Below are 26,847 nucleotides of genomic sequence, written 5' to 3' on the forward strand. Positions count from 1 at the left end.
CGCTGGCCGACAGCCGAGCCCGCGCTCGGCTCAAAGCAACCCTTCGCGCTTCACCGCCAGGTAGCGCTCCACCAGCGCGCCCGGCAGGGCGTCGGCGGTGACGTCCAGCACCATCACCTTCTCGCTGCGCAGCGCTTCGTGCGCCTTCGCGCGCTGCTGCAGGTACAGCGCCGCGGCACCGGCCTGGGTGGCGTCCTCCAGCGTCTGCACGTCCCCCTCCAGTACGCCGTCCAGCTCGCGCTCGCGCAGGCTGGCCACGCACACCAGGTGGCGCCGTTGCAGCAGGCGCACCGCCGCCAGCAGGTCTTCGATGTCCTCGTCGCGCACGTTGCTGACCAGCATCACCAGTGCTCGCCGGCGCTGGCGCAGCGACACCTCGGTGGCAGCGGCCAGGTAATCGGTGGCCACCGCGCGTGGCTGCAGGTCGTAGCTGGCGCGCAGCAGGTGCTCGACCGTGCCCATGCCGCGCTGCGGCGCGACCCAGCGGCGTTCGCCACCGGCAGCGAACAGGCCGGCGGCATCGCCCTGGCGCAGCGCCAGGTAGGCCACCACCAGCGAGGCATTCAAGGCATGGTCGAAGTGCGAGAGACCGCCTTCGCTGGCCAGCATGCGCCGGCCACTGTCGAGCATCAGCAGCAACTGCTGGTTCTTCTCGTCCTGGTACTCGCGCGAGATCAGCTTGCGCGCACGCGCGGTGGCCTTCCAGTCCAGCTGGCGCAGGCTGTCGCCGACGCGGTACTCGCGCATCTGGTGGAAGTCGGTGCCTTCACCACGGCGGCGCTTCACGTGTGCACCGACCAGCCGCGAGGCCTGGTCGGCACTGAACAACGCAAAGCGCGTGAGCGGCACGAAATTCGGATAGACCCGCACGTCCAGTGCGGGCGGCAGCGTGCGTTGCTGCCACCACAGGCGCCACGGCGAGCGCATGCGCAGGTGCACGCCTTCGAAGCGGAAGTGCCCACGCTGCAGCGGCTGCAGGTGGTAGTGCAGCGTGGAGGCGCTACTGGCCCGCAGGCGCACGCGCTGTGGCAGCGATTCCAGCGGCCAGCCGCCGGGGACCAGGTCGAACACCTGCACCGTCATCGATTGCTCGGCCTGCAGCCGCAGCGCCGCCTCGCGGCGCACGCCCAGCGCCAGCGCTTCGGGCAGTTCGCGCTGTACCTGCGGCGACGGGCGCTGCGACTGGCGCCACAGGTCGAACAGTGCAGGCAGCGCGATGGCCACGGCGGCCAGCGCCCAGCTCCAGCGCGGCAGCAACCCGCCCAGCACCAGGCCGCCCAGGGCGGCCCAGGCCAGCAGCAGCGCCAGCAGCAGCGGGGCAGGCCTCATCGGCGCGGTGCTTCCACCTTGGCCAGCAGTGCGCCCAGCACGTCGTCGGCGTCCTGGCCTTCGATCTGCAGCTCCGGGGCCAGTGCAATGCGGTGGCGCAGTGCCGGGCGAGCAATGTCGCGCACGTCGTCCGGCGTGACGAAGTCGCGGCCGGCCAGCACCGCCTGCGCACGCGAGGCACGCACCAGCGCGATGCTGCCGCGTGGGCCGGCGCCGACCGCGATGCCCGGCCACTGCCGGGTCGCCGCGACGATGCGTACTGCGTAGTCGATCACTTCGTCATCGACGGTGATCGCCGCGGTGGCGCGCTGCAGTTCCAGCAGTTCGCCGGCACCGAGTACGCGTGGCACCTGGCTCAGGTCGAAATCGCTGGCGGCGCGGCCACTGGTGATCGCGGTCACCATGCGCTTCTCGTCCTCCAGCTGCGGGTAGTCGATCAGCACCTTCAGCAGGAAGCGGTCCAGCTGTGCCTCCGGCAGCGGGTAGGTGCCTTCCTGCTCCAGCGGGTTCTGCGTGGCCAGCGCCATGAACGGCGGCGCCAGGGTGAACGCCTTGCCTTCGATGGTCACCTGGCCTTCCTGCATCACTTCCAGCAGTGCCGACTGGGTCTTGGCCGGCGCACGGTTGATCTCGTCGGCCAACAGCAGGTTGGTGAACACCGGGCCACGGCGGATCTTGAAGCTCTCGCTCTTCGGGTCGTACACCGCATGGCCACTGACGTCGCTGGGCATCAGGTCGGGGGTGAACTGCACGCGGCCGTAATCCAGTTCCAGGGCCTGTGCCAGTGCGCGCACCAGCAGGGTCTTGCCCAGCCCGGGCACGCCCTCGATCAGCACGTGGCCACCGGCCAGCAGCGCCACCAGGATCTGGTCCAGTACATCGGCCTGGCCAATGAAGGCGTGGCCGACGGCATCGCGGATGGCATCGACGCGTTCGATCAGGCGGGCGTTGGCGGCCGCCGGCAGCTCGGGGACTTCGGTCATAGCAGGGATCTCATCTGGAGCAGCAAGCGGATGCGCTCGCGCAGGGCGGAGGAATCGTGCGGCGGAGGGGGCGTGAGCGCGCTGGCAACGCGGCCTTGCGGCCAGGACAGCAGTTCGGCGATGGCCTGTTCGCGCGGCGCGCCGTCCAGTGCGGCGGCCACCGGTGCGCGCAGGCGCAGGCGATGCAGGAACAGGGCGAGCACGGCGTCATACAGGCGCGCGCCTTGGCCGAAGCGCAGCAGCAGCTCGCCGCTGGCACGCACGTGTTCCAGCAGCGAGCGGCGTTCCAGCACCGGCGACGGCAGGCGGCTGCCGAAGCGTTGCGAACGGCCCCACAGCCAGCCCAGCAGGGCCAGCAGCAGCGGCGCCCACACCGGCCAGCCCTGGTAGAACAGGCGCGCCCACAGCGACGGCGGGCGGCTGGCGTAGACCAGCCAGAAAGTGCCCTTGCCGTAGTTCGGATCGAGCAGATAGCGGGTCAGGTCGCGGTGCGAGAGATCGTGCAGGCCGTCGCTGGCCTTGCCCGCAGCCGACGCCAGGCGTGCTGCCGGCGAATCCACCTCGCCGCGCATGAACTCCATGTCGGCCAGCACGCTCACCTTGCCCTGCCCGTGGCGCAGTCGCGCGAACACCAGGTTGCGCTCGTTGCCCCAACGCCGTTCGGCGTGTGTACGGGCGGCAAAGCCCAGCGTGAAGCGACGACCACCGCAGAACTCCACATGGCTGGGATCGTCGATGACGTGGAACGGCTGGCAGTCGCTCTGCTGGTACAGGCTGTCCACGCCCAGCTGGTCCAGCAGCGGTCCCTGCGTACTGCTGGCGTCGTCCTCTGCGGGTGGCGGCGTGCGCACCAGCAGATGGCCACCACCATCGACCCAGGCCAGCAGGGCCCTGGCCGCCGGTGCCGGCAGTTCGCTGCTGTCCTGCAGCAGCACCACCGTGTCGCGCGGACCCAGCGCCATCTGCTGCAGGTCCAGCCGCGGCCGCGAGTGCACGTCGATGCCATCGGCACGCAGGGCCTGCCCAAGCACGTACAGCGGGTTGTAGCCAGCTTCGCCCTGCGGCGGCAGCTGCACGGTCTCGGTCACCCGCTCATGCGTGCGCAGGTAGAGGATCGTCAGCGGTACGCCGAGCAGCACCAGCCCGCCCAGCAGCAGCGACCAGAACAGGCGCGGGCTCATGCCAGCCACCGGTACTGCTGGCGCAGAGTGTCGGCCAGTGCATCGAAATCGGCGCGGCTGGGCAGGCGGCCACCGTAGGCGGCGTACTGCCACATGCGCACGATGCGCGCGAACAGGTCACGGTCGGTGGCATCGGGCATGCGCCGCGAGGCGCGAAGGCATTGCGCTTCGGTGGCACCGGGCGGAAGCGCGATGCCGCTGCGCTCGCCCACCGTGCGCACGCTGGCGCGGTACAGCAGGGCCAGCGCCTGACGCGGCCGGCCCTGGTCCCACAGCAGGCCGGCCTGGGTGGCCACGTCCGGCGGCAGCACGACCGGCAGCTCCACCTGTTCCTCCACCACCTGCGGTACAGCGTCGGCCTTGCGCCGGCCACTGCCGCGCAGCCACGGCAGCCACAGCCGTGCGGTCAGCAGCAGCACCAGCAGCAGGACGCCCAGCAGGGCCCACAGGCCCCACTCGGCCAGGCGCGCCAGCCAGGCAATGCCGGCCTTGCGGTTGCTGCGCTCGCCCTTGCTGCTGCCGTCGCTCTGCAGCGCCTTGTCTTCCTTCTTTTTTTCCTCGGCCTGTTCGATCGGCTTCCAGCGCGTGACCTGGCGGGTCGGGCGCTGCAGCGGATCTTCATAGGCGCGGTTCACCGCCTGGCGGAAACCGGCGGTGTCCACCGGCGCCGCACCAAAGATCATCGCCGGCGTATTGGCCGGGTCGTTGGCCGCAGTGGCGGGTTCTTCCGCGCTGTCCTCGTCCCCTTCGGCATCGCCGGCCTGCCCAGCGACCGTCTGCGCGTCCTGCGCATGCACTGGCGCGGAGGCCAGCGGCAGGGCAAGGCACAGCAGCAGCGCCAGCGTCGATGCTGCCGGCAGCAGCCGCTCGCGCAGGCGGCGCAGGGCGATCTCCACGTCCCACGCTTCCATCTGCGTACGCCGGTTCAAGTACAGGCCGAAGCCGGCGCCGACATAGAACGGTCCGATCAGCACCGATGCCAGCCAGCACGCCAGGTTGAAGCCCAGTTGCGCCCAGGCAGGCGTGTCCTGGCCGATCATGTCCCATGCGGCACGCCATGATTCGGACATCAGCTCCAGTGGCATGAACATGAACACCGCGCCGATCGCACCGGACACCAGCACCCCTTCAAAGGCCATGCAGGCCACGGTCAGCACGACGGCGGCGCCCGCGGCACCGGCCGCCACGGCGCGGCGGCGTGCACCGCGCTGGGCCGGCGCGTTGCCTTCCAGCAGGTTCACCGGCAGGCACAGGCTGCGCAGCACGCTGAAGCGGCGCCAGCCCAGGTAGCCCCAGAAGCCCGCATTGCCCCAGCTGCGCTGCGCGCGCAGCGCTGCCAGCGCGCCCACCGGCTCACCGAAGATGCCGCGCGACAGGACGTACAGTGGCGCTCGCTCGAACAGTGGCTTGCACCACCACATCGCCAGCCAGGCCCAGCCGAACGCATCCAGCCACCAGCCCAGCGCGTTGAAGATCACGAACAGCGGTGCACTGGCCAGCAGCCAGCTGCCCCATACCGCACGCGCGTGGCGGCGCGACAGGGCGCTGCCCAGCTCCATTGCTTCCCAGCCACTGCGCGCGCGCAGCGCCACGTCCAGGCGGTCAATGCGCATTGCCGCCTCCGCGCCCGCCGCGCCACAGCCACAGCAGCACGCCGGCCCACAGCACGCCGGCCACGCTGAACTTGCCCCACGCCGGCACTTCGGCAATCGACGACCAGAACGCTTCGATGAACGCGGCCACCAGCAGCATGAACGCCACGCCCAGGCACAGCCGGGCCCCGATGCGGCCGCCTTCGACCAGGGCATCCAGGCGGCTGCGCCGGCCGGGGGCCAGCAGTTTCATGCCCAGCTGCAGGCCGGCACCGCCGGCGATCACGATCGCGGTCAGCTCGAACGCACCATGGCCCGCGACGAAGCGCCAGAATGGATCGCCATGGCCGATGTGCTGCAGGTGGCCGGCCACCGAACCGATGATCACGCCGTTGAACAGCAGCACCAGCAGCGTGCCCAGGCCGGCCAGCAGACCACTGGCGAAGGTACGCAGGGCGATGCTGATGTTGTTCAGGATGTAGTGGCCGAACATCATCCAGTCCGTGCCGCTGTCACGCCCGAGGCGCTCGGCCGCTGGATCGTACATGCGCTCCATCTCGGCGATCTGGCGGTTGTCCATCACCATGTGGATCAGGTCCGGGTAGAGCTGCGCCAGCACGAAGCAGGCCACCGCCGGCAGCGCGAACATCGCCAGTGCCACCCACATGCTGCGCGCCTGGCTGCGCACCAGCAGCGGGAAGTCGGCCACCAGGAATTCAAGTGCACCGCGCCAGCGCGTCGGCGGCGTGCGGTACAGCACGCTGTGGCCCTGCTGCATCAACTGCTGCAGGCGCTGCACCAGCTGCGGGCTGTAGCCGCGCTCGCGGGCCAGTGCCAGCTGCTGGCACAGGCGCCGGTAGCGCTGCGGGAAGGCGGCGTCGTCCACTGCCAGCGCGCTGGCCTTGCGCCGCGTGCGGCGCGCAGCACCAGCACGCAGCAGCAGCCAGTGTTCCAGGTCCTGCCATTCCTGCTGGTAGCGGGCGACGAACTGCTCCTGCTTCATCGCCGCCCCAACAGCCAGTTGGCCATGGCATACAAGCGCAGTACGCCGACCTGGCCGTGGGTGCCGGTCAGCGGTTCGGCGATGCCGGCCAGTTCCTGCTGGCGGGCCGCCGACAGCCGTGGCGCGCGCTCGGCGAAGGCCATCAGCGCGGCCTGCTCTTCCGGTCGCAGCGGCTGCGGCGGGGCCAGCACGCTGTCGATGGTGGGCGGAGGCGGCAGGTACAGCACGGGCGCATGCACCACCACGGTGCCGGCCACCAGATCGCCCAGGCGACGGCCATGGGGATCGAACAGGCTGCTGATCAGGCCCAGTGCATAGCCGAACGGCAGCATGTCCACGGTGCGCAGCAGGTTGCGGGTGATGGCAGGCATCCAGCCTACCGGCGCGCCATCGCGCGCAAGCACGCGCAGGCCCAGCGCGCGCTTGCCGAGGGTACGGCCCCACAGCGCTTCGCAGACGATCGGGTAGGCCCAGTACACCAGGAACATCAGCACCAGGCCGAGCCCGGAGCCGAACGAATCCAGCAGTGCCAGTGGAATCGACATCACCACCAGTACCGCGATGCGCACGCCCAGATCCACCAGCCACGCCATCGCCCGTGGCACCGGGCCGGCTGCCGGCAGCTGCAGCGGCACACCCTCCGGCGTCACCACCTCGCGGTAGGTATCGAGCATCGGTGCGGCCATCAGTGCGATGGCCTTCGTTGTGGGCGCCGGAGTCCTCTCCGGCAGGCAGCCACAGGCATGGGGGTCTCGACAGGTCCTGGTCGGGCCCAGACTTTAGCAGAGCCGCATGGCGGCGTTGGCTGCTCAGCCCAGGTATTCGTCCTTCAGCCGCACGTAGTGGTCGGCCGAGTAGTGCAGCGACTCGATCTCCTTGTCGCTCAGCGTGCGCGCCGGGCGGGCCGGATTGCCCACCCACAGCTCGCCTTCGCCAACCACCTTGCCCGGGCCGACCACCGCACCGGCGCCGACGAAGCCATGGCGCTCGACGCGCGCACCGTCGAGGATGCAGGCGCCCATGCCGATCAGGCTGTAGTCGCCGATCGTGCAGGCATGGATGATGCAGCCGTGGCCGACGGTCACGCCTTCGCCGATCAGGGTCGGGTAGCCGGCCTTGTTGTAGGGGCTGTGGTGGCTGACGTGGATGATCGTGCCGTCCTGCACATTGGTGCGCGCCCCGATGCGCACGTAATTGACATCACCGCGGATGACCGTGCCCGGCCACACTGATACGTCCTCGGCCAGCTCCACGTCACCGATGACGGTGCAGGCCGGGTCGATGTACACGCGCTCGCCGAGGATGGGCATCTTGTCGCGGAAGGGGCGCAGCGGGTTCATCGGTGTCTCCGGCAATCAGGGCGTTCGCGACGATGATACGCGTGCGTCCGCTGGGGAAGGTACCGCCCTGGGGCCGCGCGGATACACAGTAGATCCACGCCATGCGTGGATGGTGATCTCGGTGCCGACCAAGGTCGGCAGCTACCAGAAACGGGTGCAACCGCTCAGGACGGCGCGTGCTCGGCCAGCATCCGCCGGAACAGCACGTCCAGCCAGGCGCTGTCGCCCTGTCCGGCCGGCAGCTGCGGGGCCTGCGCCGCGCGAACGGCCATCGCATGGTCAATGTACTCGCTGATGAGCGCGATGCGCGGACGAGCGCTGACCTCGGCGCTGGCGCGCTTGACCACCAGCAATGCGTCGATGGCGTGGCGCACCGGGCCGTCCGGCAGCAACCGGTCCAGCAGATCCTCGAAGGCCATCGGCGGCGGCGTGGGCTCGCTCTCGATCCACTGGCAGGCAAGCAGGGCGCGCAGCACATACAGGTACTTCTTGGTGCTGATGGTGGGCTCACCCAGGTGGCGGCTGTGTGTGGTCCTGGCCATGCTCATGTAGTGCCACCAGCTGCCCAAGGGTGAGTAGAAGCGTTGGGCCGCCTCCCACAGCTGCGCCACGGCGGCGTCGTCCTGCCGGTACACGATCGGCGAACGCAGCCATTCGATCAGTGTCGGATTGGATTTTGAGACCAGCCGCAGTGCCTTGCGCAGGTCCCAGCCGCTGACATCGAGCTCATCGTCGATCGGCAGCTCGATTACATCGCGCTGCGCATCGCCCGGGCCGGTGCTCTCGTTGACGCTGAGATACCACGGCTGGCGATGCACGTAGATGAAGCGTGCGTCGTAGTCGCTGTCCGGCGAAGAGAAGCCCCAGCCACGGCTGCCGGATTCGCAGGCCAGCAGCACACGCACATTGTGGCGCTGTTCGATGTCGGCGAGGCTGGAAAGAATGGCGGCGCGCTTGTCCGGCGCGATCGGGTGGATGTCGTCCATGCAGTTGTGTTCTTAATGTCGAGCGTTCTCGACTGTAGCGCAGGTCTGCATCGCTGCGCTCGCCGGGCCAAGCCCGGCGAACGCGATCACGGCTCGTAGCTGTAGCCCATGCCATACACCGAACGGATCGGTTCGCCTTCCATGCCGGCGTCAGCCAGCTTGCGGCGCAGGTTGCGCACGTGGCTGTCGACGGTGCGGTCGACCACCACGCGGTGGTCCAGATAGAGGCGGTCGAGCAGCTCGTCGCGCGCCCAGATCCGGCCCGGCGTGGCCAGCAGCGTGCGCAGCAGGCGGTATTCGACCGGGGTCAGGTCCAGGCCCTTGCCGTTCCAGGTAGCGCGGGCTGCCGGTTCGTCGATATGCAGCCCGCTGTTGGCACGCGCAGCGGGGTCCGGGCGGTAGCGGCGCAGCACCGCCATCACCCGTGCGACCACTTCGCGCGGACTGAACGGCTTGCAGATGTAGTCGTCGGCACCGATGTCCAGGCCCAGCAGGCGGTCGATCTCTTCCACCCGTGCGGTGACCATGATCACCGGTACATCGCTGCTGGCGCGCAGTTCGCGGCACAGGTCCACGCCATCGCGCTGTGGCAGCATCAGGTCCAGCAGCACCAGGTCGGGCTGGTAGCGCGCGAATGCGTCGATCACCTGGCCGCCATCGTCCACCCATTCGCTGGTCATGCCGGCGGCGGCCAGGTAGTCGCGCAGCACCGAGGCCAGGCGTGGCTCATCCTCGACGATCAGGATCTTCGAGGACGCGGCGGTGGACAGGCTCATGCAGGCTCCGGCAGGGTAATGACCACGCGCAGCCCGCCCAGCGGCGATGGCTCGGCGTGGATGAGGCCGTGGTGGGCGAGGATGATATTGTGGCTGATGGCCAGGCCCAGCCCGCTGCCGCCGCTGGCCCGGTTGCGCGAGCTCTCCACCCGGTAGAAGCGCTCGAACAGCAGCGCGCATTTGTCCGCCGGCACGCCTGGCGCGGTGTCTTCCACGGTCAGCTGCACACCGGCAGGCACGCGCGCTGCCTGCACACGTACGCGGCCCCCGGCGTGGGTGTAGCGCAATGCGTTTTCCAGCAGATTGGCCAGCACCTGCTGCAGGCGTCGTTCGTCACCGGATACCTGCAGCGGTGTGGCGGGCAGGTTCTCCTCCAGTGCCAGCCCCGCCGTGGAGAAGCGCACGCGCATGCCATTGAGCTCGCTGCGCAGCAGCGCCGCCAGGTCCAGCGGTGCGAAGCGGTAGGCCAGGCCGCCGGACTGGGTCATCGACAGGTCGTGCAGGTCGTCGATCAACTTGCCCAGTTGGCGGATCTCGCCCTGCAGGGCACCGAGGTTGGCGCGGTCCAGCGGGCGGATGCCGTCCTCGATGGCTTCCAGTTCGGCACGAACCACCGCCAGCGGCGTGCGCAGTTCGTGCGAGATATCGGCGATGAAGGCACGGCGGTTGCGCTCGGTGTCGTCCAGCGCCTGCGCCATCCGGTTGAAGTCGTTGACCAGTGCATCCAGCTCGTCATCGCTGGTGCGCTCGATGCGGGTGGCGTAGTCGCCAGCGGCGAGCCGGTGGGTGGCCGCCGCCAGTTTGGCAAGGCGCTGGCGCAGCGCGCGCGATACCAGCCAGGCCAGCAGCACCGTCACCAGCAGCAGCGCGATGCCGATCACCCACCACGCACGCATCTGGGTGTTGTAGAAGTTCAGGTCGTTGGTGGCGATGACGGTCTGGAACGGCACCATGCCCAGCCAGCCGACCGTGTGCCCGTCCACCTGCACGGCGTGCGGCTCGTCGTCGCTGGTGGCGTCCGGGTTGCCGGCTACGAACCGATGCTGTGCATCGAACAGGCCCAGGCGGGAGGGAACGCCGGTCTGGTCGGACAGCGGTGGCACGGGCCCCTCGTGCCCATGGGCCAGATCCGGGCGCAGCAGCCGCGCCCAGCGGTCACTGTCGCCGCGCAGGTGCTCCCAGCCGCCGTGCGCACTGTACTCGCGCTGCAGGTGCGGCATCACGCGCTGCATGCGCAGGTCGCCCTGGTCATTGAGGTAGTCCAGGAAGCCGGTCTGGAACGCCACGCGGCTGGCAATACCGTTCACTGCCAGCACCAGCAGGCAGGCGGTGAAGATCGCGAGGAAGGTCTTCGCGGTCAGGCCGAATTTGAGTCGAATCTTCGCCATCGCGGGGCCATTAGCGGCGCATGCGGCGCCGAAAGCAAGCGCCCGCTGAGCCGGTCGCACAATCTCCATATTCTCTGCACAGTTCCACGGCAGCGTGCACGGGTCAACGCAAGGCCCCCACGCCCCCCATGTCACTCCTGCGCCCGCTGTCCCGCTCCCCCCGTCCGCTGTTGCTGCCCCTGCTGCTGGCCCTGGCGGCCTGCTCGGCGGGCAGGCCCGAGGCCCCGGCCACCCCTGAAGTGGGCGTCATCACTGCCAGCGTGCAGCCGCTGGCCCTGCAACAGACCCTGCCCGGTCGCGCCGTACCGTTCGAGGTGTCCGAGGTGCGCCCGCAGGTCGGCGGGCTGATCCGCCAGCGGTTGTTCACCGAAGGCCAGCAGGTCAAGGCCGGCCAGCTGCTTTACCAGATCGATCCGGCGCCGTACCAGGCCGCCTTCGATACCGCGCGTGGCCAGCTGGCGCAGGCCGAGGCCACTGTGTTGTCAGCGCAGCCGAAGGCCGAGCGCACGCGCACGCTGCTGGGCATGGATGCGGCCAGCAAGCAGGACGCCGACGATGCCACCTCGGCACTGAAGCAGGCCCAGGCCAATGTGATCGCCGCGCGCGCTGCGCTGCAGGCGGCCCGCATCAACCTCGACTACACCCGGGTTACTGCACCGATCGATGGCCGCATCGGCACGTCCAGTGTCACCGCTGGCGCGCTGGTCGCCGCCGGCCAGGACGCGGCGCTGGCAACCATCCAGCGGTTGGACCCGGTCTATCTGGATGTCACCCAGTCCAGCACGCAGATGCTGGCGCTGCGCAAGCAGCTCGATGCCGGCCGGGTGAAAGCCATCGACGGCAAGGCACAGGTGAAGGTGCTGCTGGAGGACGGCAGCACGTACGCGCATGAAGGCACCCTGGAGTTTGTCGGCAGCGCAGTCGACCCGGGCACCGGCAACGTGGTGCTGCGCGCGGTCATTCCGAACCCGGAGGGCCTGCTGCTGCCAGGCATGTACCTGAGGGCGGTGCTGCCGATGGCCACCGATGCGCGCGCCCTGCTGGTGCCGCAGAAGGCGGTGCTGCGCAATGAACGTGGCGAGCCGCTGCTGCGCCTGCTCGACGCAAAGGACCGCGTGGTTGAGCGCCGGGTCAGCACCGGCCAGGTAGTGGGCAACCAGTGGCAGATCACGCAGGGGCTGAAGGCTGGCGATCGGGTGATCGTCAGCAACGGCAGCGCGGTAGCGCTTGGCCAGCAGGTGCAGGCGGTGGCGGCCACCACCGCGCAGCTGGCCGCAATGCCGGCGATCGATCCGACCGGCAACACCGACGAAACGTCGCACTGAGGCCTGCCGCGCATGGTTCGTTTCTTCATCGACCGGCCGATCTTCGCCTGGGTGATCGCCATCGCGGTCAGCCTGCTCGGCCTGCTCGCGATCCTGATCCTGCCGGTGGACCGCTACCCGCAGATCGCCCCACCCACCATCACCATCCGCGCCACCTACACCGGCGCCTCGTCGCAGACCGTGGAAAACGCGGTCACCCAGGTCATCGAGCAGTCCCAGCAGAGCCTGGACCACCTGATGTACATGACCTCCACCAGCGCCTCCGATGGCTCGGCGCAGGTCAACCTGGTGTTTGCCACCGGCACCAATCCGGACACCGCGCAGGTGCAGGTGCAGAACCAGCTGCAGGCGGCGATGGCGACGCTGCCGCAGGCGGTGCAGCAGAACGGCCTGACCATCACCAAGTCCAGTGGTTCGATCTTCGAGGTGCTGTCGTTCACCAGCGAAGACGGCAGCATGGACAACTTCGATGTCGCCAACTTCATGGAAGCGCGCATCGACGACCAGATCAGCCGCGTCAGTGGTGTCGGCAACATCCAGCCGATCGGCCAGGAATACGCCATGCGCATCTGGCTGGACCCGGAGAAGATGCGCCAGTACGCGCTGATGCCGTCGGACATCGAGACCGCACTGCAGGCGCAGAACACCGACGTCTCGGCCGGTGAGCTGGGTGGCCAGCCGGCACTGAAGGGCCAGCAGCTGGACGCCACGGTCACCGCGCGCAGCCGCCTGCACACGCCCGAACAGTTCGCGCGGGTGGTGCTGAAGGCCGATGCCAACGGCAGCGTAGTGCACCTGGGCGACGTGGCGACGATCGGCCTGGGGCCGGAGAGCTACGACAGCATCAGCACCTTCAACGGCAAGCCGTCAGCGTCGCTGGGCATCGAGCTCAATGCCGGCGCCAATGCCATCGCCGTGTCCAAGGCCATCGAGACCCGCCTGCAGCAGTTGCAGAAGTACTGGCCGCACGGCTACACCTACCACGTGGCGTTCACCACCACGCCGTTCGTGACCATCTCGCTGAAGGAAGTGGTGATCACCCTGATCGAGGCGATCATCCTGGTGGTGCTGGTGATGTACCTGTTCCTGCAGAACTGGCGCGCCACCCTGATCCCGACCATCGCGGTGCCGGTGGTGCTGCTGGGTACCTTCGGCGTGCTGGCGGCATTTGGCTATTCGATCAATACCCTGACCATGTTCGCACTGGTGCTGGCCATCGGCCTGTTGGTGGACGATGCCATCGTGGTGGTGGAGAACGTGGAGCGGGTGATGACCTTCGAAGGGCTGGCGCCGAAGCCGGCCACGCTGAAGGCGATGGGCCAGATCACCGGCGCGCTGGTGGGCATCGTGCTGGTGCTGACCGCCGTGTTCCTGCCGATGGCGTTCTTCAGCGGTGTCACCGGCGTGATCTATCGCCAGTTCTCGGTGACGATTGCCGCTGCGATGATCCTGTCGGTGCTGGTGGCGATGACCATCACCCCGGCCCTGTGCGGCAGCATCCTGCACCAGATTCCCAAGGGCGGCCATCCGCATGGCGACCACGGCGGTGAGCCGAGCCTGCTGGGCAAGTGCTTCATCTGGTTCAACCACCGTTTCGAGCGCACCTCCAACGGCCTGCGTCGCCGGGTGGATGGCTTCCTTGGCCGGCGCACGCTGGGCGTGGGGTTCTACCTGGCGCTGAGCGTGGCCACCGGCCTGCTGCTGTGGCACCTGCCGGGCGCGTTCCTGCCCGACGAGGACCAGGGCATGCTCAACGCGCTGGTGAAGCTGCCGGCCGGTGCCACCCTGGAGCAGACCCGCGCGGTGATGGATCGCCTGAGTGCCGCCGCGGTGAAGGACGACGGCGTGCTGTCGATCCAGGCCACCGCCGGTTTCAGTGTCACCGGCAGCGGCCAGAACGTCGGCCAGGCCTTCATCCGCCTGAAGGACTGGGATGACCGCAAGGATGACGCCGACACCATTGCCGCACGGTTGACCGCGGCCATGGCCAGCGTGCCCGATGCGCAGGTGTTCATCACCTCGCCACCGGCCATCCTTGGCCTGGGCGATGCGGGCGGTTTTACCCTGGAACTGCAGGACGAAGGCGGCGCCGGCCATGCCGCCGCCGTGGCCGCGCGCAACACGCTGCTGAAGGAGGCCGCCAGGGATCCGAAGCTGGTCAACGTGCGCTACGCCAGCCTGGAAGACGCGCCGGTGTATGCGGTGAAGGTGGACGACGCCAAGGCGCAGGCCATGGGTGTGAATCCGCAGGACATCAATGACACCTTGAATGCGGCCTTGGGCGGCGACTTCGTCAACAACTTCATCTACAAGGGCCGCATCAAGAAGGTGTTCATCCAGGGCACCGCCGAAGCGCGCATGCAGCCGCAGGACATCGAGCGCTGGAGCGTGCGCAACCAGGCCGGCCAGATGGTGCCGCTGTCGTCGCTGGTCAGCGCGCACTGGACCAGCGCGCCGGCCGCGCTGCAGCGCTACAACGGCGTGTCGGCGATGGAGATCACCGGCCAGCCCGCGCCGGGCGTCAGTTCCGGCGAGGCGATGGCCGAGATCGCGCGCCTGGCCGACGCGCTGCCGGAAGGCTTCAGCCATGCCTGGTCGGACATGGCCTACCAGGAACAGCTGTCGGGCAATCAGGCGCCGATGCTGTACGCCATCTCGCTGCTGTTCGTGTTCCTGTGCCTGGCCGCGCTGTATGAAAGCTGGGCGGTGCCGTTCGCGGTGATGCTGGCGGTGCCGGTGGGTGTGTTCGGTGCGGTGCTGATGATGAACCTGCGTGGCCTCAACAACGACGTGTACTTCCAGGTCGGCCTGCTGACCACGATTGGCCTGGCGGCCAAGAACGGCATCCTGATCGTCGAGTTCGCGCGCATCCTTGAACAGCAGGGCAGGAGCACCCGCGAGGCGATCCTGCAGGCCGTCTATCTGCGCCTGCGGCCGATCGTGATGACCTCGCTGGCGTTCCTGATGGGTGTGCTGCCGCTGGTGTTCGCCACCGGCGCCGGCTCGGCCGCGCGCCGCTCGCTGGGTACCGGCGTGGCCGGCGGCACGGTCGCCTCGATGGTGCTGGGCATGTTCTTCGTGCCGTTGTTCTACCTGCTCGTGCGCCGCCTGTTCCCGGGCCGCGCGCCTGCCGAAGCCACTGCCCCGGAGGCAAGCCCATGAAGCCGACGCTGCTGCGCGCCATTGCGGCCGCAACGATGACCACCGTGCTGGGCGGCTGCGTGAGCATGGCGCCGCATTACCAGAGGCCCGAGGCGCCGGTGCCGGCACAATTCGGCAATGCCGCCACGGCCGAGGCCGAGCCAGCACTGGCGGTGCCAGCCTGGCGCGAAGTCTTCCTCGAGCCGTGCCTGCAGCAGGTGATCGCGCTGGCGCTGCAGAACAACCGCGACCTGCGCGTGGCCATCCTGCAGGTGGAGAAGGAACGCGCGCAGTACCGCATCCAGCGCGCGGCGCTGCTGCCGTCGGTGGATGCCAGCGGCAGTGTCACCCGCTCGCGGGTAAGTGATGCCAACAGCGAGACCGGTGCCACCCAGGTAACCGAATCCGATGCCGTGCAGGTGGGTATCAGCAGTTGGGAACTGGATCTGTTCGGACGCATCCGCAGCCTGAAGAACGAGGCCCTGCAGAACTGGCTGGCCAGCGCCGAGAACCAGCGCGCCGCGCGCACCAGCCTGGTGGCCGAAGTGGCCACGGCGTGGCTGGCGTTGGCAGCGGACGAGCAGTCACTGGCGTTCACCCGGCAGACCCTGGACAGCCAGCAGCAGACCCTGCAGCGCACCGAGGCCCGCCACGCCCAAGGCCTGGCCTCGGGCCTGGACCTGTCGCAGGTACAGACCAGCGTCGAAGCCGCGCGCGGTGCGCTCGCCAAGCTGCAGACGCAGCAGGCGCAGGATCGCGATGCATTGCAGTTGCTGGTAGGGGCGCCGCTGGATCCGGCCTTGCTGCCAACCGCGCAGGCGCTGGATGGCAGCGTGGCACTGGCGCCGCTGCCGGCCAACCTGCCGTCCAGCGTGCTGCTGCAGCGCCCGGACGTGTTGTCCGCCGAACACGCACTACAGGCGGCCAATGCCGATATCGGTGCCGCGCGCGCTGCATTCTTCCCGACGCTGACATTGACCGCCAATTACGGCCACAGCTCCACCGCGTTGTCGACGCTGTTCTCGGCCGGCACCCGTGGCTGGTCGTTCGCGCCCAGCATCACCGCGCCGATCTTCCACGCCGGCGCGCTGAAGGCATCGCTGGATGCCTCGAAGATCGGCAAGGACATCGGCATCGGGCAGTACGAGAAGGCGATCCAGCAGGCCTTCAGTGAAGTAGCCGATGCGCTGGCCACGCGCGATCACTTGACCGTGCAGATGGACGCACAGCGCGCGCGGGTGGCCGCCAACCAGCGCAGCTACACGCTGGCCGATGCGCGTTACCGCACCGGGCTGGACGGCTATCTGCAGGCACTGGATGCGCAACGCAGCCTGTTTGCCGCGCAGCAGGACCTGATCGCGCTGCAGCAGCAGGAGGCGGGCAACCGGGTGACGTTGTTCAAGGTGCTGGGCGGCTGCGCCGACGCACGCTAGCGCGTTCGCCAATGTGGGTGCGTCTTCCGCTCCGGTGCGTGCCGACCTTGGCCGGTACCCACCAGAAGCGGACGGTCCCGCGTTACGCCACGCGGCCGCGGCGCGCGCGCTCCAGGTGCACCAGCAGCAGTGAGATCGCTGCCGGGGTCATGCCCGGAATACGCTGCGCCTGGCCGATGGTCTGCGGGCGCACCCGCTCCAGCTTCTGCAGTGCTTCGGCCGACAGCCCGCGCACGGTCGCATAGTCGAACGCCTCGGCGATCGGCGTGGCCTCATGCCGCTGCTGGCGCTCGATCTCCTCGCGCTGGCGGTCCAGGTAGCCGGCGTACTTCACGCCGATCTCCACCTGCTCGGCCACCTTGGCGTCGGCCACGGCCGGCCCCAGCGATGGCACCTGCATCAGCTGCGCGTAATCCAGCTCGGGGCGCTTGATCAGGTCCAGCACGTTGGTCTCGCGGCTGACCGCCACGCCCAGCGTGTCCTGCACTTCGCGGCCCAGCGCATTGGCCGGGGTTGCCCACAGCGCGCCCAGGCGTGCGCGCTCGGCAGCAACAGCGGCCTGCTTGGTCTCGAACGCACCCCAGCGACGATCATCCACCAGGCCCATCTCGCGGCCGGTCGGGGTCAGGCGCTGGTCCGCATTGTCCTCGCGCAGCTGCAGCCGGTACTCGGCGCGGCTGGTGAACATGCGGTACGGCTCGTTGGTGCCGTGGGTGATCAGGTCATCCACCAGCACGCCCAGGTAGGCCTCGTCGCGGCGCGGGCACCAACCGTCCAGCCCACGCACCTGGCGTGCGGCGTTGAGGCCGGCCAGCAGGCCCTGCGCGGCGGCCTCCTCATAGCCGGTGGTGCCGTTGATCTGGCCAGCGAAGAACAGGCCGTTGACCAGCTTGGTCTCCAGCGACGCCTTCAGCCCGCGCGGATCGAAGAAGTCGTACTCGATGGCGTAGCCCGGGCGGGTGATGTGCGCGTTCTCGAAGCCACGGATGCTGCGCACCATCTCCAGCTGCACGTCGAACGGCAGCGAGGTGGAAATGCCGTTGGGGTAGATCTCGACGATGCCCAGGCCTTCGGGTTCGACGAAGATCTGGTGGCTGGCCTTTTCGGCGAAGCGCACCACCTTGTCCTCGATGGACGGGCAGTAGCGCGGGCCGATGCCTTCGATCTGGCCGCTGTACAGCGGCGAGCGGTGCAGCGCGTCGCGGATGATCTGGTGGGTCTGCTCGGTGGTGTGGGTGATCCAGCAGCTGACCTGCTGCGGATGCTCGTCCACCGAGCCGAGGAAGGACATCACCGGCCGCGGCGAATCGCCCGGCTGCTCGTCCATCACGCTGTAGTCCAGCGAGCGGCCATCGATGCGCGGCGGCGTGCCGGTCTTCAGGCGGTCCACCTGGAAAGGACGCTCGCGCAGGCGCGCGGCCAGCGTGGTGGCCGGCGGGTCGCCCATGCGGCCGGCGGCGTACTGGGTCGGGCCGACATGGATCTTGCCGGCCAGGAAGGTGCCGGCGGTCAGCACCACGGCACCGGCGTCGAAGCGCAGGCCGGTCTGGGTCATGACCCCGCGCACGGCGTCGCCTTCAATGACCAGGTCATCGACGGCGGCCTGGAACACGGTCAGGTTGGCCTGGCCTTCGACGATGGCGCGGATCGCCATGCGATACAGGTTGCGGTCGGCCTGGCAGCGGGTCGCGCGCACGGCCGGGCCCTTGGAGGCGTTGAGCGTGCGCCACTGGATGCCGGCGCGGTCGGCGGCATGCGCCATCGCACCGCCCAGGGCGTCGATTTCCTTGACCAGGTGGCCCTTGCCGATGCCGCCGATGGCCGGGTTGCAGCTCATCGCGCCCACTGTTTCGATGTTGTGGGTCAGCAGCAGGGTGCGCACGCCGGTACGGGCCGCGGCCAGCGCGGCTTCGGTGCCGGCGTGGCCACCGCCGATGACGATGACGTCGTAACGATGGAAGGACGGGTTCATGGGGCTGTTCAGCTGGGGGCGGGCGCGGCCGGGGCGGCACCGGGGTGGCGATTTTAGCGCCATTCGGGGCTGGGACGTCGGCGCCAGCCGGCTCCCGTCGAAATCAGCCCTAAAGTTGGCAGGATTTTTGCAGATAACCCAATAGCACCCACCGTGGCTGGCGCCGCAGGCGCCCGTGACCGGAATTGGAACAGGGGCCGGTACAGGCGCACGGTGGGGGAGCAGGGGGCCGGCAGTCGGGGGACTGCCCGGCCCTGTTTTTTGGCGCTATCGGGAGGCCGCCATCCACGCATGGCGTGGATCTACGGAAGCTGCGGCCGCCGGTTGACGACCCCGCAAAACAAACGGCCCCGCACTGCGGGGCCGTCTGCTTTCAGAGGTGCCGACATCCGACAGGGCCGGAACAGGGGGGATCCAGATGTTCCTGTCGGATATCGACGTAGAGCTTTTTGCGGCGGCCCGTGTCGTTTTTGTCACTTTGTGACGCGGGCCGTCACTGGCCCCGTAGAGTGCGGCTTGGACCGTGTGAAATGCAAGACGGTTCAGCGCTCAACTGTGCGCTGCGTCCCACGATCCATGTTGCGCCAGGGGGAACCGTTCATTCTTGGCGCACTCGGCGCCGGAGCCGGACGGGCCGGCGGCGGGGGCGCAGAGGGCTGGATGTTCGATTGCGGCGGCCGGCGCATCGAGTCCATGTTCCGCCACGGCGAACCGCCGTTGTACGACGGCCGCGACGGCGGTGGCGGGCGGTTCTCGCCGCCGTTGCCGGGTGGGCGCGGTGGCGGGCGGTGGTTGTGCGGCGGGCGGTAGATCGGGCGCGAGTAATACGGATTGCCATAGCCGCCGTAGTAGCCGCCATAGCCGCCGTAGTACGGGTAGCCGTAGTTGTAGGGATAGCCGGCGGGGTAGCGGTACTCCACCGACGGCGCACCGTGGTAGTAGCTGCCGCTGCGGCCACCGCCGACATAGTCGTAGGTGGTGCAGCCGGTCAGGGCCAGCATCAGGCCACCGGCAAGCATCAGGCGCGTTTTCATGGTGGGTCCCCCCAGAGGACGGGTTGTACAGTGAGCTTCATGCGCAGGCGTTGAATCGGCCCTTAACTTCACTGTCCAGGATGAATGGAGGTGAAGGCTGCCATGCTGGCATGACCTGTGCCGGGGTCGCCAGCAGGGAGCCATACGTTAATCTTGCGTCATGAGCGATTCACTGTTGCCCCGTGCCGATGATGTCCTGGCTGCCGCTGCGCGGATCGCGCCGCACGCCAGCGTGACCCCGGTGCTGCGCTCGCGCACGCTCGATGCGCTGGCCGTCGCGCAGCTGGCGTTCAAGGCCGAGCATCTGCAGCGCGGTGGCGCATTCAAGTTCCGCGGCGCGTGCAATGCGGTGTGGTCGCTGGATGCCGATCGCGCCGGCGCCGGCGTGGTCACCCATTCCTCCGGCAACCACGGCGCCGCCCTGGCCCTGGCCGCGCGCACCCGTGGCATTCCCTGCCACGTGGTGGTGCCCGAAGGTGCAGTGGCGGCCAAGCTGGCCAACATCGCCCGCCATGGCGCCACGCTCTGGCGCTGCCCACCAACCATCGCCGACCGCGAGGCCACCTGCGCCAAAGTGCAGGCTGATACCGGCGCGACCCTGGTCCATCCCTATGCGGACCCGGCGGTGATGGCCGGGCAGGGCACCGCAGCACTGGAGCTGCTGCACAGCGACGGCCCGTTCGACGTGCTGGTGGTGCCGGTGGGCGGCGGTGGCCTGGCCAGCGGCACCGCGCGGGCCCTGCAGCTCGCCAGCCCGCAGACCCGGCTGGTGCTGGCCGAGCCGGCCGGCGCGGACGACACCGCGCGCTCGTTGGCCGCTGGCGAGCGCCAGGGGCCGTTCACCCCAGACACGATCTGCGACGGTCTGCGCACCCTGATCGGCGCGCCCAACTTCGAGCTGCTGCGTGCGGCCAACGCCGAGGTGATCGTGGTCGATGACGCGGCGACGATGGCGGCGATGCGCTTGCTGTGGGAGGTCCTCAAGCAGGTGGTCGAGCCGTCATCGGCGACCGTGCTCGCCGCGGTGCTGGCGCAGCCTCAGCGTTTTGCCGGCCTGCGCGTGGGCCTGGTGCTGTCCGGCGGCAACGTCGACCTGCCCGCACTGCGCTGGGGCGCGCCGTGAGCCGCGACCGGCACCGGCATCGCACTGGCCTGCTGGGCTGGCTGTGGCGGTTGTTTGTCCTGCTGGTGATCTGGCTGCTGGGCGTGACTGCCTGGATCGTCTGGGTCGGCGAGCGTGACCAGGCGGCCAAGGCCGACGCCATCATCGTGCTCGGTGCGGCGGCCTATGACGCCAAGCCGTCGCCGGTATTCGAAGAACGCATCCGTCATGGGCTGGATCTCTATGAGGCCCAGTTCGCGCCGCTGCTGATCTTCACCGGCGGCTATGGTGGTACCGGCGCGCGCTTTTCCGAGTCACAGGTGGCGCGGCGCTATGCGCTCAAGCACGGCGTGCCGGACGATGCGATCCTGATCGAGACTGCCTCGCGCAACACCGTGCAGAACCTGGTGGAAGCCAAGCGGCTGATGGACCAGCGCAACCTGCACCGGGTGATCATCGTCAGCGACCCGCTGCACATGGCGCGCGCGCTGCGCCTGAGCAAGGCGCTGGGCATCGATGCACTGGCCTCGTCCACGCCCAGCACGCGCTTCCGCAGCTTCCACACCAGCTGGCGCTTCCTGGTGCAGGAAATCTATTTCTTCCACCGCGACCTGGTGCGGCCGCCGCTGAGTTCGCCGGCCAACACCTGAGGCGGAAACCTGATTTGGGCGGGTGCCATGCGGTAGTGCCGGCCGCTGGCCGGCAGACGCCCACCATGGAATCGTGAGGTTGCCGGCACTGTGCCGACCAAGGTCGGCACCCACCAGAGCGATTCGCGTATGGCGTCGCATTTGGTAGTGCCGGCCGCTGGCCGGCAGATGCCCACCATGGAATCGTGAGGTTGCCGGCCAGCGGCCGGCACTACCAGACGATCAGGTCTGCTTGCGCCGGATCGGAATCGCCGAAACCGGCACTGAGGCCACGTCATGCCCGCCTTCGCGGATCGGTGCGCCCGGGTCCGGTGCCCAGGCATGGGCATAGATCACTTCCCAGCTGCTGGGCAGCTTGCCGTCGGCGCGCCGCATCGGTTCATACGCCGCTGCCGCCGCAGCGAAACGGCCACGCCCGGTCAGCGTGTGGCGGCGATCCACCCGCGCATTGGTCGCGCCCATCGCGCGCAGCTCGCGCATCAACGAGGGCAGGTCGTCGTAGGTCAGGGTGAACAGATCGCGGTCCAGCACCGGGTCGCGGAAGCCGGCCATCATCAGCGCATCGCCGAACTGGGCGATCTGCGCGAAGCGGCTCACGTGCGGGCGGTCATCGGCGGCCGCGAAGGCCTCGTTGAGTTCGATCAGGGTTTCCGGGCCGAAGGTGGAACACAGCAGCAGGCCACCGGGCTTGAGCACGCGACGGAAGCCTGCGAACACCGCCGGCAGGTCGTCCACCCACTGCAGGCACAGGTTGCTGAAGATCACGTCCACGCTGTTGTCGGCCAGCGGCAGCGCGGCGGCGTCGCCGCACAGGCGTTGGAACGGCTTCCACCAGCCGGCCTGGCGCTTGGCCTGGTCCAGCATCGGCAGTGCCACATCCAGCGCGATCACCTGCGCCTTCGGCCAACGCTTCTTCATCAACGCGCTGGCGTGGCCGGTACCCGCGCCGATGTCCAGCACCACCTCGGGCTTGCGTGCCTCCAGGTAGTCCAACGATTCGATCAGCCGCGACTGCACCTCGCGCTGCAGGGCGGCGGCAGCGTCGTAACTGGTGGCGGCACGCGCGAATGCGCGGCGGACATGGCGGGCATCGAAGTGGGACGGCATTGCGAAAGTCTCTTAGAACGTACCGGGGTATGCGCCGCCGTCGATCAGCAGGTTCTGCCCGGTGAGGTAACCGGTGTGTGCGCTGCACAGGAAGGCGCAGGCGGCGCCGAACTCGTCCGCTGTGCCGAAGCGGCCAGCGGGAATCTGCTGGCGGCGGCGTTCGGCCACTTCGCCGGCATCGCCGTCCTTGCCCGCAGTGTGGGCGAAGTTGGCGCGCAGGCGGTCGGTGTCGAACTGGCCGGGCAGCAGGTTGTTGATCGTGACGTTGTGCGCGACGGTGCGGCGCGACAGGCCGGCGACGAAACCGGTCAGGCCGCTGCGTGCACCGTTGGACAGCGCCAGGATGTCGATCGGCGCTTTCACCGCCGACGAGGTGATGTTGACGATGCGGCCGAAGCCACGCGCAATCATCGCGTCCACGGTGGCGCGGATCAGCGCGATCGGCGCCAGCATGTTGGCGTCGAGCGCGGCGATCCAGTCGTCGCGCTCGAAAGTGCGGAAGTCGCCTGGCGGCGGGCCACCGGCATTGGTGACCAGGATGTCCACCTGCGGGCACGCGGCCAGCGCCGCGGCAACACCGGCGTCGGTGGTGATGTCGGCGGCGACCGCGCGCACCTCAGCGGCACCGGGCAGTGCACGCAGCTCTTCGGCAGCGACCTGCAGTGCAGCCTCGCCACGGGCCACGATCACCACGTTGACGCCCTCGCGCACCAGCGCACGCGCGCAGCCCAGGCCCAAGCCCTTGCTTGCGCCGCAGACCAGTGCCCAGCGGCCGTTGATACCCAGATCCATGCGTCAATCCCGTGGAATGAGGAAGGCGCTCATTGTCCGCCATCGGCCGGTGACAGGCCGGCAACGAAGTGTTGCAGGGCGCTGGCCACCTCGTCGGCATGGCCGAGGAAGGGCGCGTGGCCGCCATGGGCGATGGTCAGCGCCTGCGCACCCGGGGCCAATGCCGCAGCGGCCTGCATCGCCGCCGGAGACACCAGCCGGTCGCGCTGGCCGGCGATCCACAGGCTGGGTTTACCCAGTGTTGGCAATGCGCCGCGCAGGTCGGTGCTTTCCAGCAGGCGCAGGCCTTCCAGCAGGGCCCGTTCGGTGGGCGCGCCGCGCTCAACCAGGCGTTGGCGCAGCGTGCGCAGCTCCTCGCGGGCGTGCGCCGAGCCCATCACATCCAGCGCCAGGAAGCGTTCCAGGGTGCCACCGAAATCGGTCGCCAGCTCGCGCCCGAACTGCTCGAACACCGCCGGCTCCACCGCATGCGGCCAGTCGTGGCCGCGCACGAAGCGCGGCGTGGCCGCGATCATCGCCAGCCCGCGCACTTTCGGAAGCGTTGCGGCGGCGTGCAGTGCGAACAGGCCGCCCAGTGACCAGCCGCACCACACCGCCGGCGGTGTGGCCGCGGCAATGGCGTTCACCACGAACGGCAGGCGCAACGGCGTGGTGTCTTCGCGGCTGTGGCCATGGCCCGGCAGATCAACCAGATGCAGGGTGAACCGGTCGGCCAGGCGCTGCACCAAGGGTGCGAACACACCGCCCTGCAGGGCCCAGCCATGGATCAGTACCAGGTCCGGCCCCTGGCCGGTGACGTCGATATGCATGGGAAAACGACAGCAGGCTCAGGCAAAGACAGGCAATGGCGGTGGCGCGGCGTCACGTACCGCCAGATCCACGCGATCGCGCGCGCTGGCGATCGCGGCCACCAGGCCACGCACCTGTTCCGGCGTGTGCAGGGCGGACAGGGTCACACGCAGGCGCGCCTTGCCTTCGGGCACCGTGGGCGGACGGATCGCGCCGACCAGCCAACCAGCCTGCTCCAGTGCCTTGGACATCGCCACGGCGCGGTGATCGTCACCACACAGCAGCGGTTGGATCGGCGTTTCCGAAGCCATCAGGTCCAGGCCATGGCGGCGTGCCTCGCTGCGGAACAGCGCGATCAGGTCGGTCAGTTTCGAGCGGCGCCAGTTGTCACGGCGTGCCAGGCGCACCGCTTCCAGTGCAGCGGCGGCCAGCGGTGGCGGCATCGCCGTGGTGTAGATGTAGGGGCGTGCGGTTTCAGCCAGGTGCTCGACCAGATCGTCGCGGCCCAGCACCAGCGCGCCGGAACCGCCCAGTGCCTTGCCCAGCGTGACCAGCTGCAGCGGCACATCGTCCACGCCCAGCCCGGCGGCGGCCACGGCACCACGGCCGTCACCGACCACGCCTACGCCGTGCGCATCGTCCACATAGAACAGCGCTTGCTGCAGGCGTGCCACAAGCGACAATGCACGCAGCGGTGCGATGTCGCCATCCATGCTGAAGACACCATCGGTGGCCAGCATCGCCGCGCCGTCGGGCGCGTGCTTGAGCTGGCGCATCGCGCCTTCGGCATCAAGGTGCGGATAACGGCGCAGGCGCGCACCGGCCAGCCGCGTCGCATCCAAGAGGCTGGCGTGGTTGAGCTTGTCCTGCACGCAGACATCACTCTCTTCGCTCAGCAGTGCCTGCTGCACGGCCAGGTTGGCGGCGAAGCCACTACCGAACAGCAGCGCGCGCGGGTAGCCCAGCCACTCCGCCACTTCGCGCTCCAGCGCGTCATGCAGGGCGTGGTGGCCGCAGACCAGATGCGATGCACCGGCGCCGGCGCCTTCGCGTGCAGCGGCATCCTGCAGCGCGTTGACCACGCTGAACTGCTGGGCCAGGCCCAGGTAATCATTGCTGCAGAAGCCGGTCAGCCACTGGCCGTCCACTTCCAGGCGGACGCCATCACGACGGTTGACCGTGCGCCGCGTGCGGCGACGGCCTTGGGCATCGCGCAGGGCGCGCTGGGCGTGGAGGCGGGCGGTCAGGTCGGGGCGGGCCATGGCGGCTGAATGCGGCGACGGGGCGGCTAGGGTAGCGCGTTGCCGCGACGCCTGCTTGTACCCCGTCTCAGGCCGCGTGAGCGCAGCCGCAGCCGGGCGCATCGGCGCTGATGTCGGCGTGCACTGTACCGCCGTGATCGTGGCCCTCGGCATCCACCTGCACCGCCATCGGTTGCAGTCCCAGCCGGGCAAACAGGGCCAGGTCGCGCTCACTCTCCGGGTTGCCGGTGGTCAGCAGCTTGTCGCCGTAGAAGATCGAATTGGCACCGGCCAGGAAGCACAGCGCCTGCAGTTCGTCACTCATGGCTTCGCGCCCGGCCGACAGCCGCACCATCGAGCGCGGCATGGCGATGCGTGCCACCGCGATCATGCGCACGAACTCGAACGGGTCCAGCTCGGCACTGCCATGCAGCGGGGTGCCCGCCACCTGCACCAGCCTGTTGATCGGCACCGAATCGGGATGCGCCGGCAGCGTGGCCAGCGCCAGCAGCAGGCCAACGCGCTGCGCGCGCGTCTCGCCCATGCCGACAATGCCGCCGCAGCAGGTCTTCAGGCCGGCCTCGCGCACGTGCTCCAGCGTGTCCAGGCGGTCCTGGTACTGGCGCGTGTGGATGATCGAATCGTAGTAGTCCGGTGCGGTGTCGAGGTTGTGGTTGTAGTAGTCCAGGCCGGCGTCCTTCAGCGCGCGTGCCTGTTCGCCACTGAGCATGCCCAGCGTGGCGCAGGTCTCCAGGCCCAGCGCCTTCACCCCGGCGATCATCGCCGCTACCTTCGGGATGTCGCGGTCCTTCGGTGATCGCCACGCGGCACCCATGCAAAAACGCGACGCACCGGCGGCCTTGGCCTGGCGGGCCTTGGCCAGCACCGCATCGGTGTCCATCAGCTTCTGCGCGTTCACCCCGGTGCTGTAGCGCTGCGCCTGAGGGCAGTACGCGCAGTCTTCCGGGCAGCCTCCGGTCTTCACCGACAGCAGCGTGGAGACCTGCACCTGCGCCGGGTCGAAGTGCTCACGGTGGACCGCCGCGGCGCGGAACAGCAGCTCGGGCAACGGCAGGTCGAACAGGGCCTGCAGTTCGTCGTGTTGCCAGTCGTGGCGGATGGCAGCAGCCATGGCGGACCTTGGGTACGAGTGGAGCGAGGGCGGCAGTGTGGGTGGGTGGGTGAGTGCTGTCAACCAAATTCTATATAGAAAAGTTTACATTGAGCGGCCGCCATGAATGGGCGCTACGGTGTAAGTTCATTGCTGCATACGGACGCGCGAGTACATGCCATGAACAGCTACCAGACCTATCCGATCCGCCGCGACGCGGTGCTGTGCAGCCTGGCCGCACTTCCTGACGGCGGCCTGCGCGTGGTGCTGGATGATCTGCGTCAGGCCGATGCGCCGGGGCAGTGGAAGAATCACACCTTCGTGACCTTCAAGGACTACGCGGCGGGGGAGCTCGATCCGGCGATGCTGCCGAAGGAGGAACTTGAAGCATTCGGTCACTATGTCTTGGTTCGCTTGTTGGCGATAAACGGTTGCCTGCGTGATACGGACGAAGGTCCTGACAGCGATGTCCCTCTCACCGACCAGTAGCGGCAAAGCACCGCCGCGCTGACCGACGAAGGCAATCGCCCGGATCGATGCGCAACTGCGTTCCCACTGCGACGGACAGTTCC

23 protein-coding genes are annotated in these 26,847 nt (G+C 68.9%); 6 read left to right on the forward strand and 17 right to left on the reverse strand.

Features of this window, described 5'->3' with window-relative positions; all coding sequences use genetic code 11:
* Positions 1 to 30 precede the first annotated feature (30 nt).
* From AC5P7S_RS00450 to baeS, 10 genes are all read right to left on the reverse strand, one after another.
* Positions 31 to 1,329, reverse strand: a complete 1,299-nt coding sequence (locus AC5P7S_RS00450) for a DUF58 domain-containing protein (protein WP_005420169.1) — start codon at positions 1,327 to 1,329, stop codon at positions 31 to 33.
* On the reverse strand, positions 1,326 to 2,312 hold the full coding sequence (locus AC5P7S_RS00455; RefSeq protein ID WP_005411535.1) for an AAA family ATPase: 987 nt from the start codon (positions 2,310 to 2,312) through the stop codon (positions 1,326 to 1,328). The genes AC5P7S_RS00450 and AC5P7S_RS00455 overlap by 4 nt, the downstream gene beginning before the upstream one ends.
* Complete coding sequence (locus tag AC5P7S_RS00460) at positions 2,309 to 3,493, reverse strand: DUF4350 domain-containing protein (RefSeq protein WP_005420168.1); 1,185 nt, start codon at positions 3,491 to 3,493, stop codon at positions 2,309 to 2,311. Before AC5P7S_RS00460 ends, AC5P7S_RS00455 begins: the two co-directional genes overlap by 4 nt.
* Positions 3,490 to 5,106 carry a DUF4129 domain-containing protein gene (locus tag AC5P7S_RS00465; protein ID WP_095378224.1) on the reverse strand — a complete coding sequence of 539 codons (1,617 nt, stop codon included), beginning with the start codon at positions 5,104 to 5,106 and terminating at the stop codon, positions 3,490 to 3,492. Before AC5P7S_RS00465 ends, AC5P7S_RS00460 begins: the two co-directional genes overlap by 4 nt.
* A complete protein-coding gene (locus AC5P7S_RS00470) occupies positions 5,096 to 6,088 on the reverse strand; it encodes a stage II sporulation protein M (RefSeq protein ID WP_065177881.1) in 993 nt (330 codons plus the stop codon). Before AC5P7S_RS00470 ends, AC5P7S_RS00465 begins: the two co-directional genes overlap by 11 nt.
* A complete protein-coding gene (locus AC5P7S_RS00475) occupies positions 6,085 to 6,774 on the reverse strand; it encodes an RDD family protein (RefSeq protein WP_005420157.1) in 690 nt (229 codons plus the stop codon). The genes AC5P7S_RS00470 and AC5P7S_RS00475 overlap by 4 nt, the downstream gene beginning before the upstream one ends.
* 123 nt (positions 6,775 to 6,897) lie before the next feature.
* A complete protein-coding gene (locus AC5P7S_RS00480; protein WP_005420152.1) occupies positions 6,898 to 7,428 on the reverse strand; it encodes a gamma carbonic anhydrase family protein in 531 nt (176 codons plus the stop codon).
* A 164-nt stretch (positions 7,429 to 7,592) separates the two neighbouring features.
* Complete coding sequence (locus tag AC5P7S_RS00485) at positions 7,593 to 8,414, reverse strand: nucleotidyltransferase domain-containing protein (RefSeq protein ID WP_095378223.1); 822 nt, start codon at positions 8,412 to 8,414, stop codon at positions 7,593 to 7,595.
* Positions 8,415 to 8,500: 86 nt separating this feature from the next.
* Complete coding sequence (locus AC5P7S_RS00490; protein ID WP_005420147.1) at positions 8,501 to 9,190, reverse strand: response regulator; 690 nt, start codon at positions 9,188 to 9,190, stop codon at positions 8,501 to 8,503.
* Positions 9,187 to 10,578 carry a sensor histidine kinase efflux regulator BaeS gene (baeS, locus tag AC5P7S_RS00495; protein ID WP_005420145.1) on the reverse strand — a complete coding sequence of 464 codons (1,392 nt, stop codon included), beginning with the start codon at positions 10,576 to 10,578 and terminating at the stop codon, positions 9,187 to 9,189. The genes AC5P7S_RS00490 and baeS overlap by 4 nt, the downstream gene beginning before the upstream one ends.
* A 128-nt stretch (positions 10,579 to 10,706) precedes the next feature.
* Between baeS and smeA the strand changes: the two genes are divergently transcribed.
* From smeA to smeC, 3 genes are read left to right on the forward strand one after another with little or no spacing between them, the layout of a single operon-like run.
* Positions 10,707 to 11,903 carry a multidrug efflux RND transporter periplasmic adaptor subunit SmeA gene (gene smeA / locus AC5P7S_RS00500; protein WP_065177884.1) on the forward strand — a complete coding sequence of 399 codons (1,197 nt, stop codon included), beginning with the start codon at positions 10,707 to 10,709 and terminating at the stop codon, positions 11,901 to 11,903.
* 12 nt (positions 11,904 to 11,915) lie between these two features.
* Entirely contained in the window at positions 11,916 to 15,065 is a 3,150-nt protein-coding gene (smeB, locus tag AC5P7S_RS00505; RefSeq protein WP_095378222.1) for a multidrug efflux RND transporter permease subunit SmeB, read from the forward strand.
* On the forward strand, positions 15,062 to 16,477 hold the full coding sequence (smeC, locus tag AC5P7S_RS00510; RefSeq protein ID WP_095378221.1) for a multidrug efflux transporter outer membrane subunit SmeC: 1,416 nt from the start codon (positions 15,062 to 15,064) through the stop codon (positions 16,475 to 16,477). The genes smeB and smeC overlap by 4 nt, the downstream gene beginning before the upstream one ends.
* Positions 16,478 to 16,559: 82 nt before the next feature.
* On the opposite strand, the gene mnmG is transcribed toward smeC, so the two are convergent.
* The gene (mnmG, locus tag AC5P7S_RS00515; RefSeq protein ID WP_005420137.1) at positions 16,560 to 18,449 is read right to left on the reverse strand and encodes a tRNA uridine-5-carboxymethylaminomethyl(34) synthesis enzyme MnmG; all 1,890 of its coding nucleotides are present in this window, start codon (positions 18,447 to 18,449) and stop codon (positions 16,560 to 16,562) included.
* Positions 18,450 to 18,991: 542 nt separating this feature from the next.
* The gene (locus AC5P7S_RS00520; protein ID WP_049415731.1) at positions 18,992 to 19,483 is read right to left on the reverse strand and encodes a hypothetical protein; all 492 of its coding nucleotides are present in this window, start codon (positions 19,481 to 19,483) and stop codon (positions 18,992 to 18,994) included.
* A gap of 160 nt (positions 19,484 to 19,643) precedes the next feature.
* Here AC5P7S_RS00520 and AC5P7S_RS00525 point away from each other — a divergent pair, with 160 nt between their 5' ends.
* The gene (locus tag AC5P7S_RS00525; RefSeq protein ID WP_095378220.1) at positions 19,644 to 20,606 is read left to right on the forward strand and encodes a pyridoxal-phosphate dependent enzyme; all 963 of its coding nucleotides are present in this window, start codon (positions 19,644 to 19,646) and stop codon (positions 20,604 to 20,606) included.
* Positions 20,591 to 21,235 (forward strand): YdcF family protein, encoded by a 645-nt coding sequence (locus AC5P7S_RS00530; protein WP_061479043.1) that lies wholly within the window; start codon positions 20,591 to 20,593, stop codon positions 21,233 to 21,235. Before AC5P7S_RS00525 ends, AC5P7S_RS00530 begins: the two co-directional genes overlap by 16 nt.
* Before the next feature lie 222 nt (positions 21,236 to 21,457).
* On the opposite strand, the gene bioC is transcribed toward AC5P7S_RS00530, so the two are convergent.
* From bioC to bioB, 5 genes are all read right to left on the reverse strand, one after another.
* Positions 21,458 to 22,342 carry a malonyl-ACP O-methyltransferase BioC gene (gene bioC / locus AC5P7S_RS00535; RefSeq protein ID WP_005420131.1) on the reverse strand — a complete coding sequence of 295 codons (885 nt, stop codon included), beginning with the start codon at positions 22,340 to 22,342 and terminating at the stop codon, positions 21,458 to 21,460.
* A gap of 12 nt (positions 22,343 to 22,354) precedes the next feature.
* Entirely contained in the window at positions 22,355 to 23,134 is a 780-nt protein-coding gene (locus AC5P7S_RS00540; protein ID WP_095378219.1) for an SDR family oxidoreductase, read from the reverse strand.
* A gap of 29 nt (positions 23,135 to 23,163) precedes the next feature.
* Positions 23,164 to 23,943, reverse strand: coding sequence for a pimeloyl-ACP methyl ester esterase BioH (gene bioH / locus AC5P7S_RS00545; protein ID WP_065177890.1), 780 nt, complete (start codon positions 23,941 to 23,943; stop codon positions 23,164 to 23,166).
* A gap of 18 nt (positions 23,944 to 23,961) precedes the next feature.
* Entirely contained in the window at positions 23,962 to 25,185 is a 1,224-nt protein-coding gene (gene bioF, locus AC5P7S_RS00550) for an 8-amino-7-oxononanoate synthase (protein WP_069138788.1), read from the reverse strand.
* Positions 25,186 to 25,252: 67 nt separating this feature from the next.
* On the reverse strand, positions 25,253 to 26,296 hold the full coding sequence (bioB, locus tag AC5P7S_RS00555) for a biotin synthase BioB (RefSeq protein ID WP_005420125.1): 1,044 nt from the start codon (positions 26,294 to 26,296) through the stop codon (positions 25,253 to 25,255).
* A gap of 159 nt (positions 26,297 to 26,455) precedes the next feature.
* On the opposite strand from bioB, the gene AC5P7S_RS00560 reads away from it, so the two are divergent.
* Complete coding sequence (locus AC5P7S_RS00560) at positions 26,456 to 26,764, forward strand: hypothetical protein (protein ID WP_095378218.1); 309 nt, start codon at positions 26,456 to 26,458, stop codon at positions 26,762 to 26,764.
* Positions 26,765 to 26,847: the final 83 nt, after the last annotated feature.

Source organism: Stenotrophomonas sp. YJH_SMC_32, from assembly GCF_059369975.1.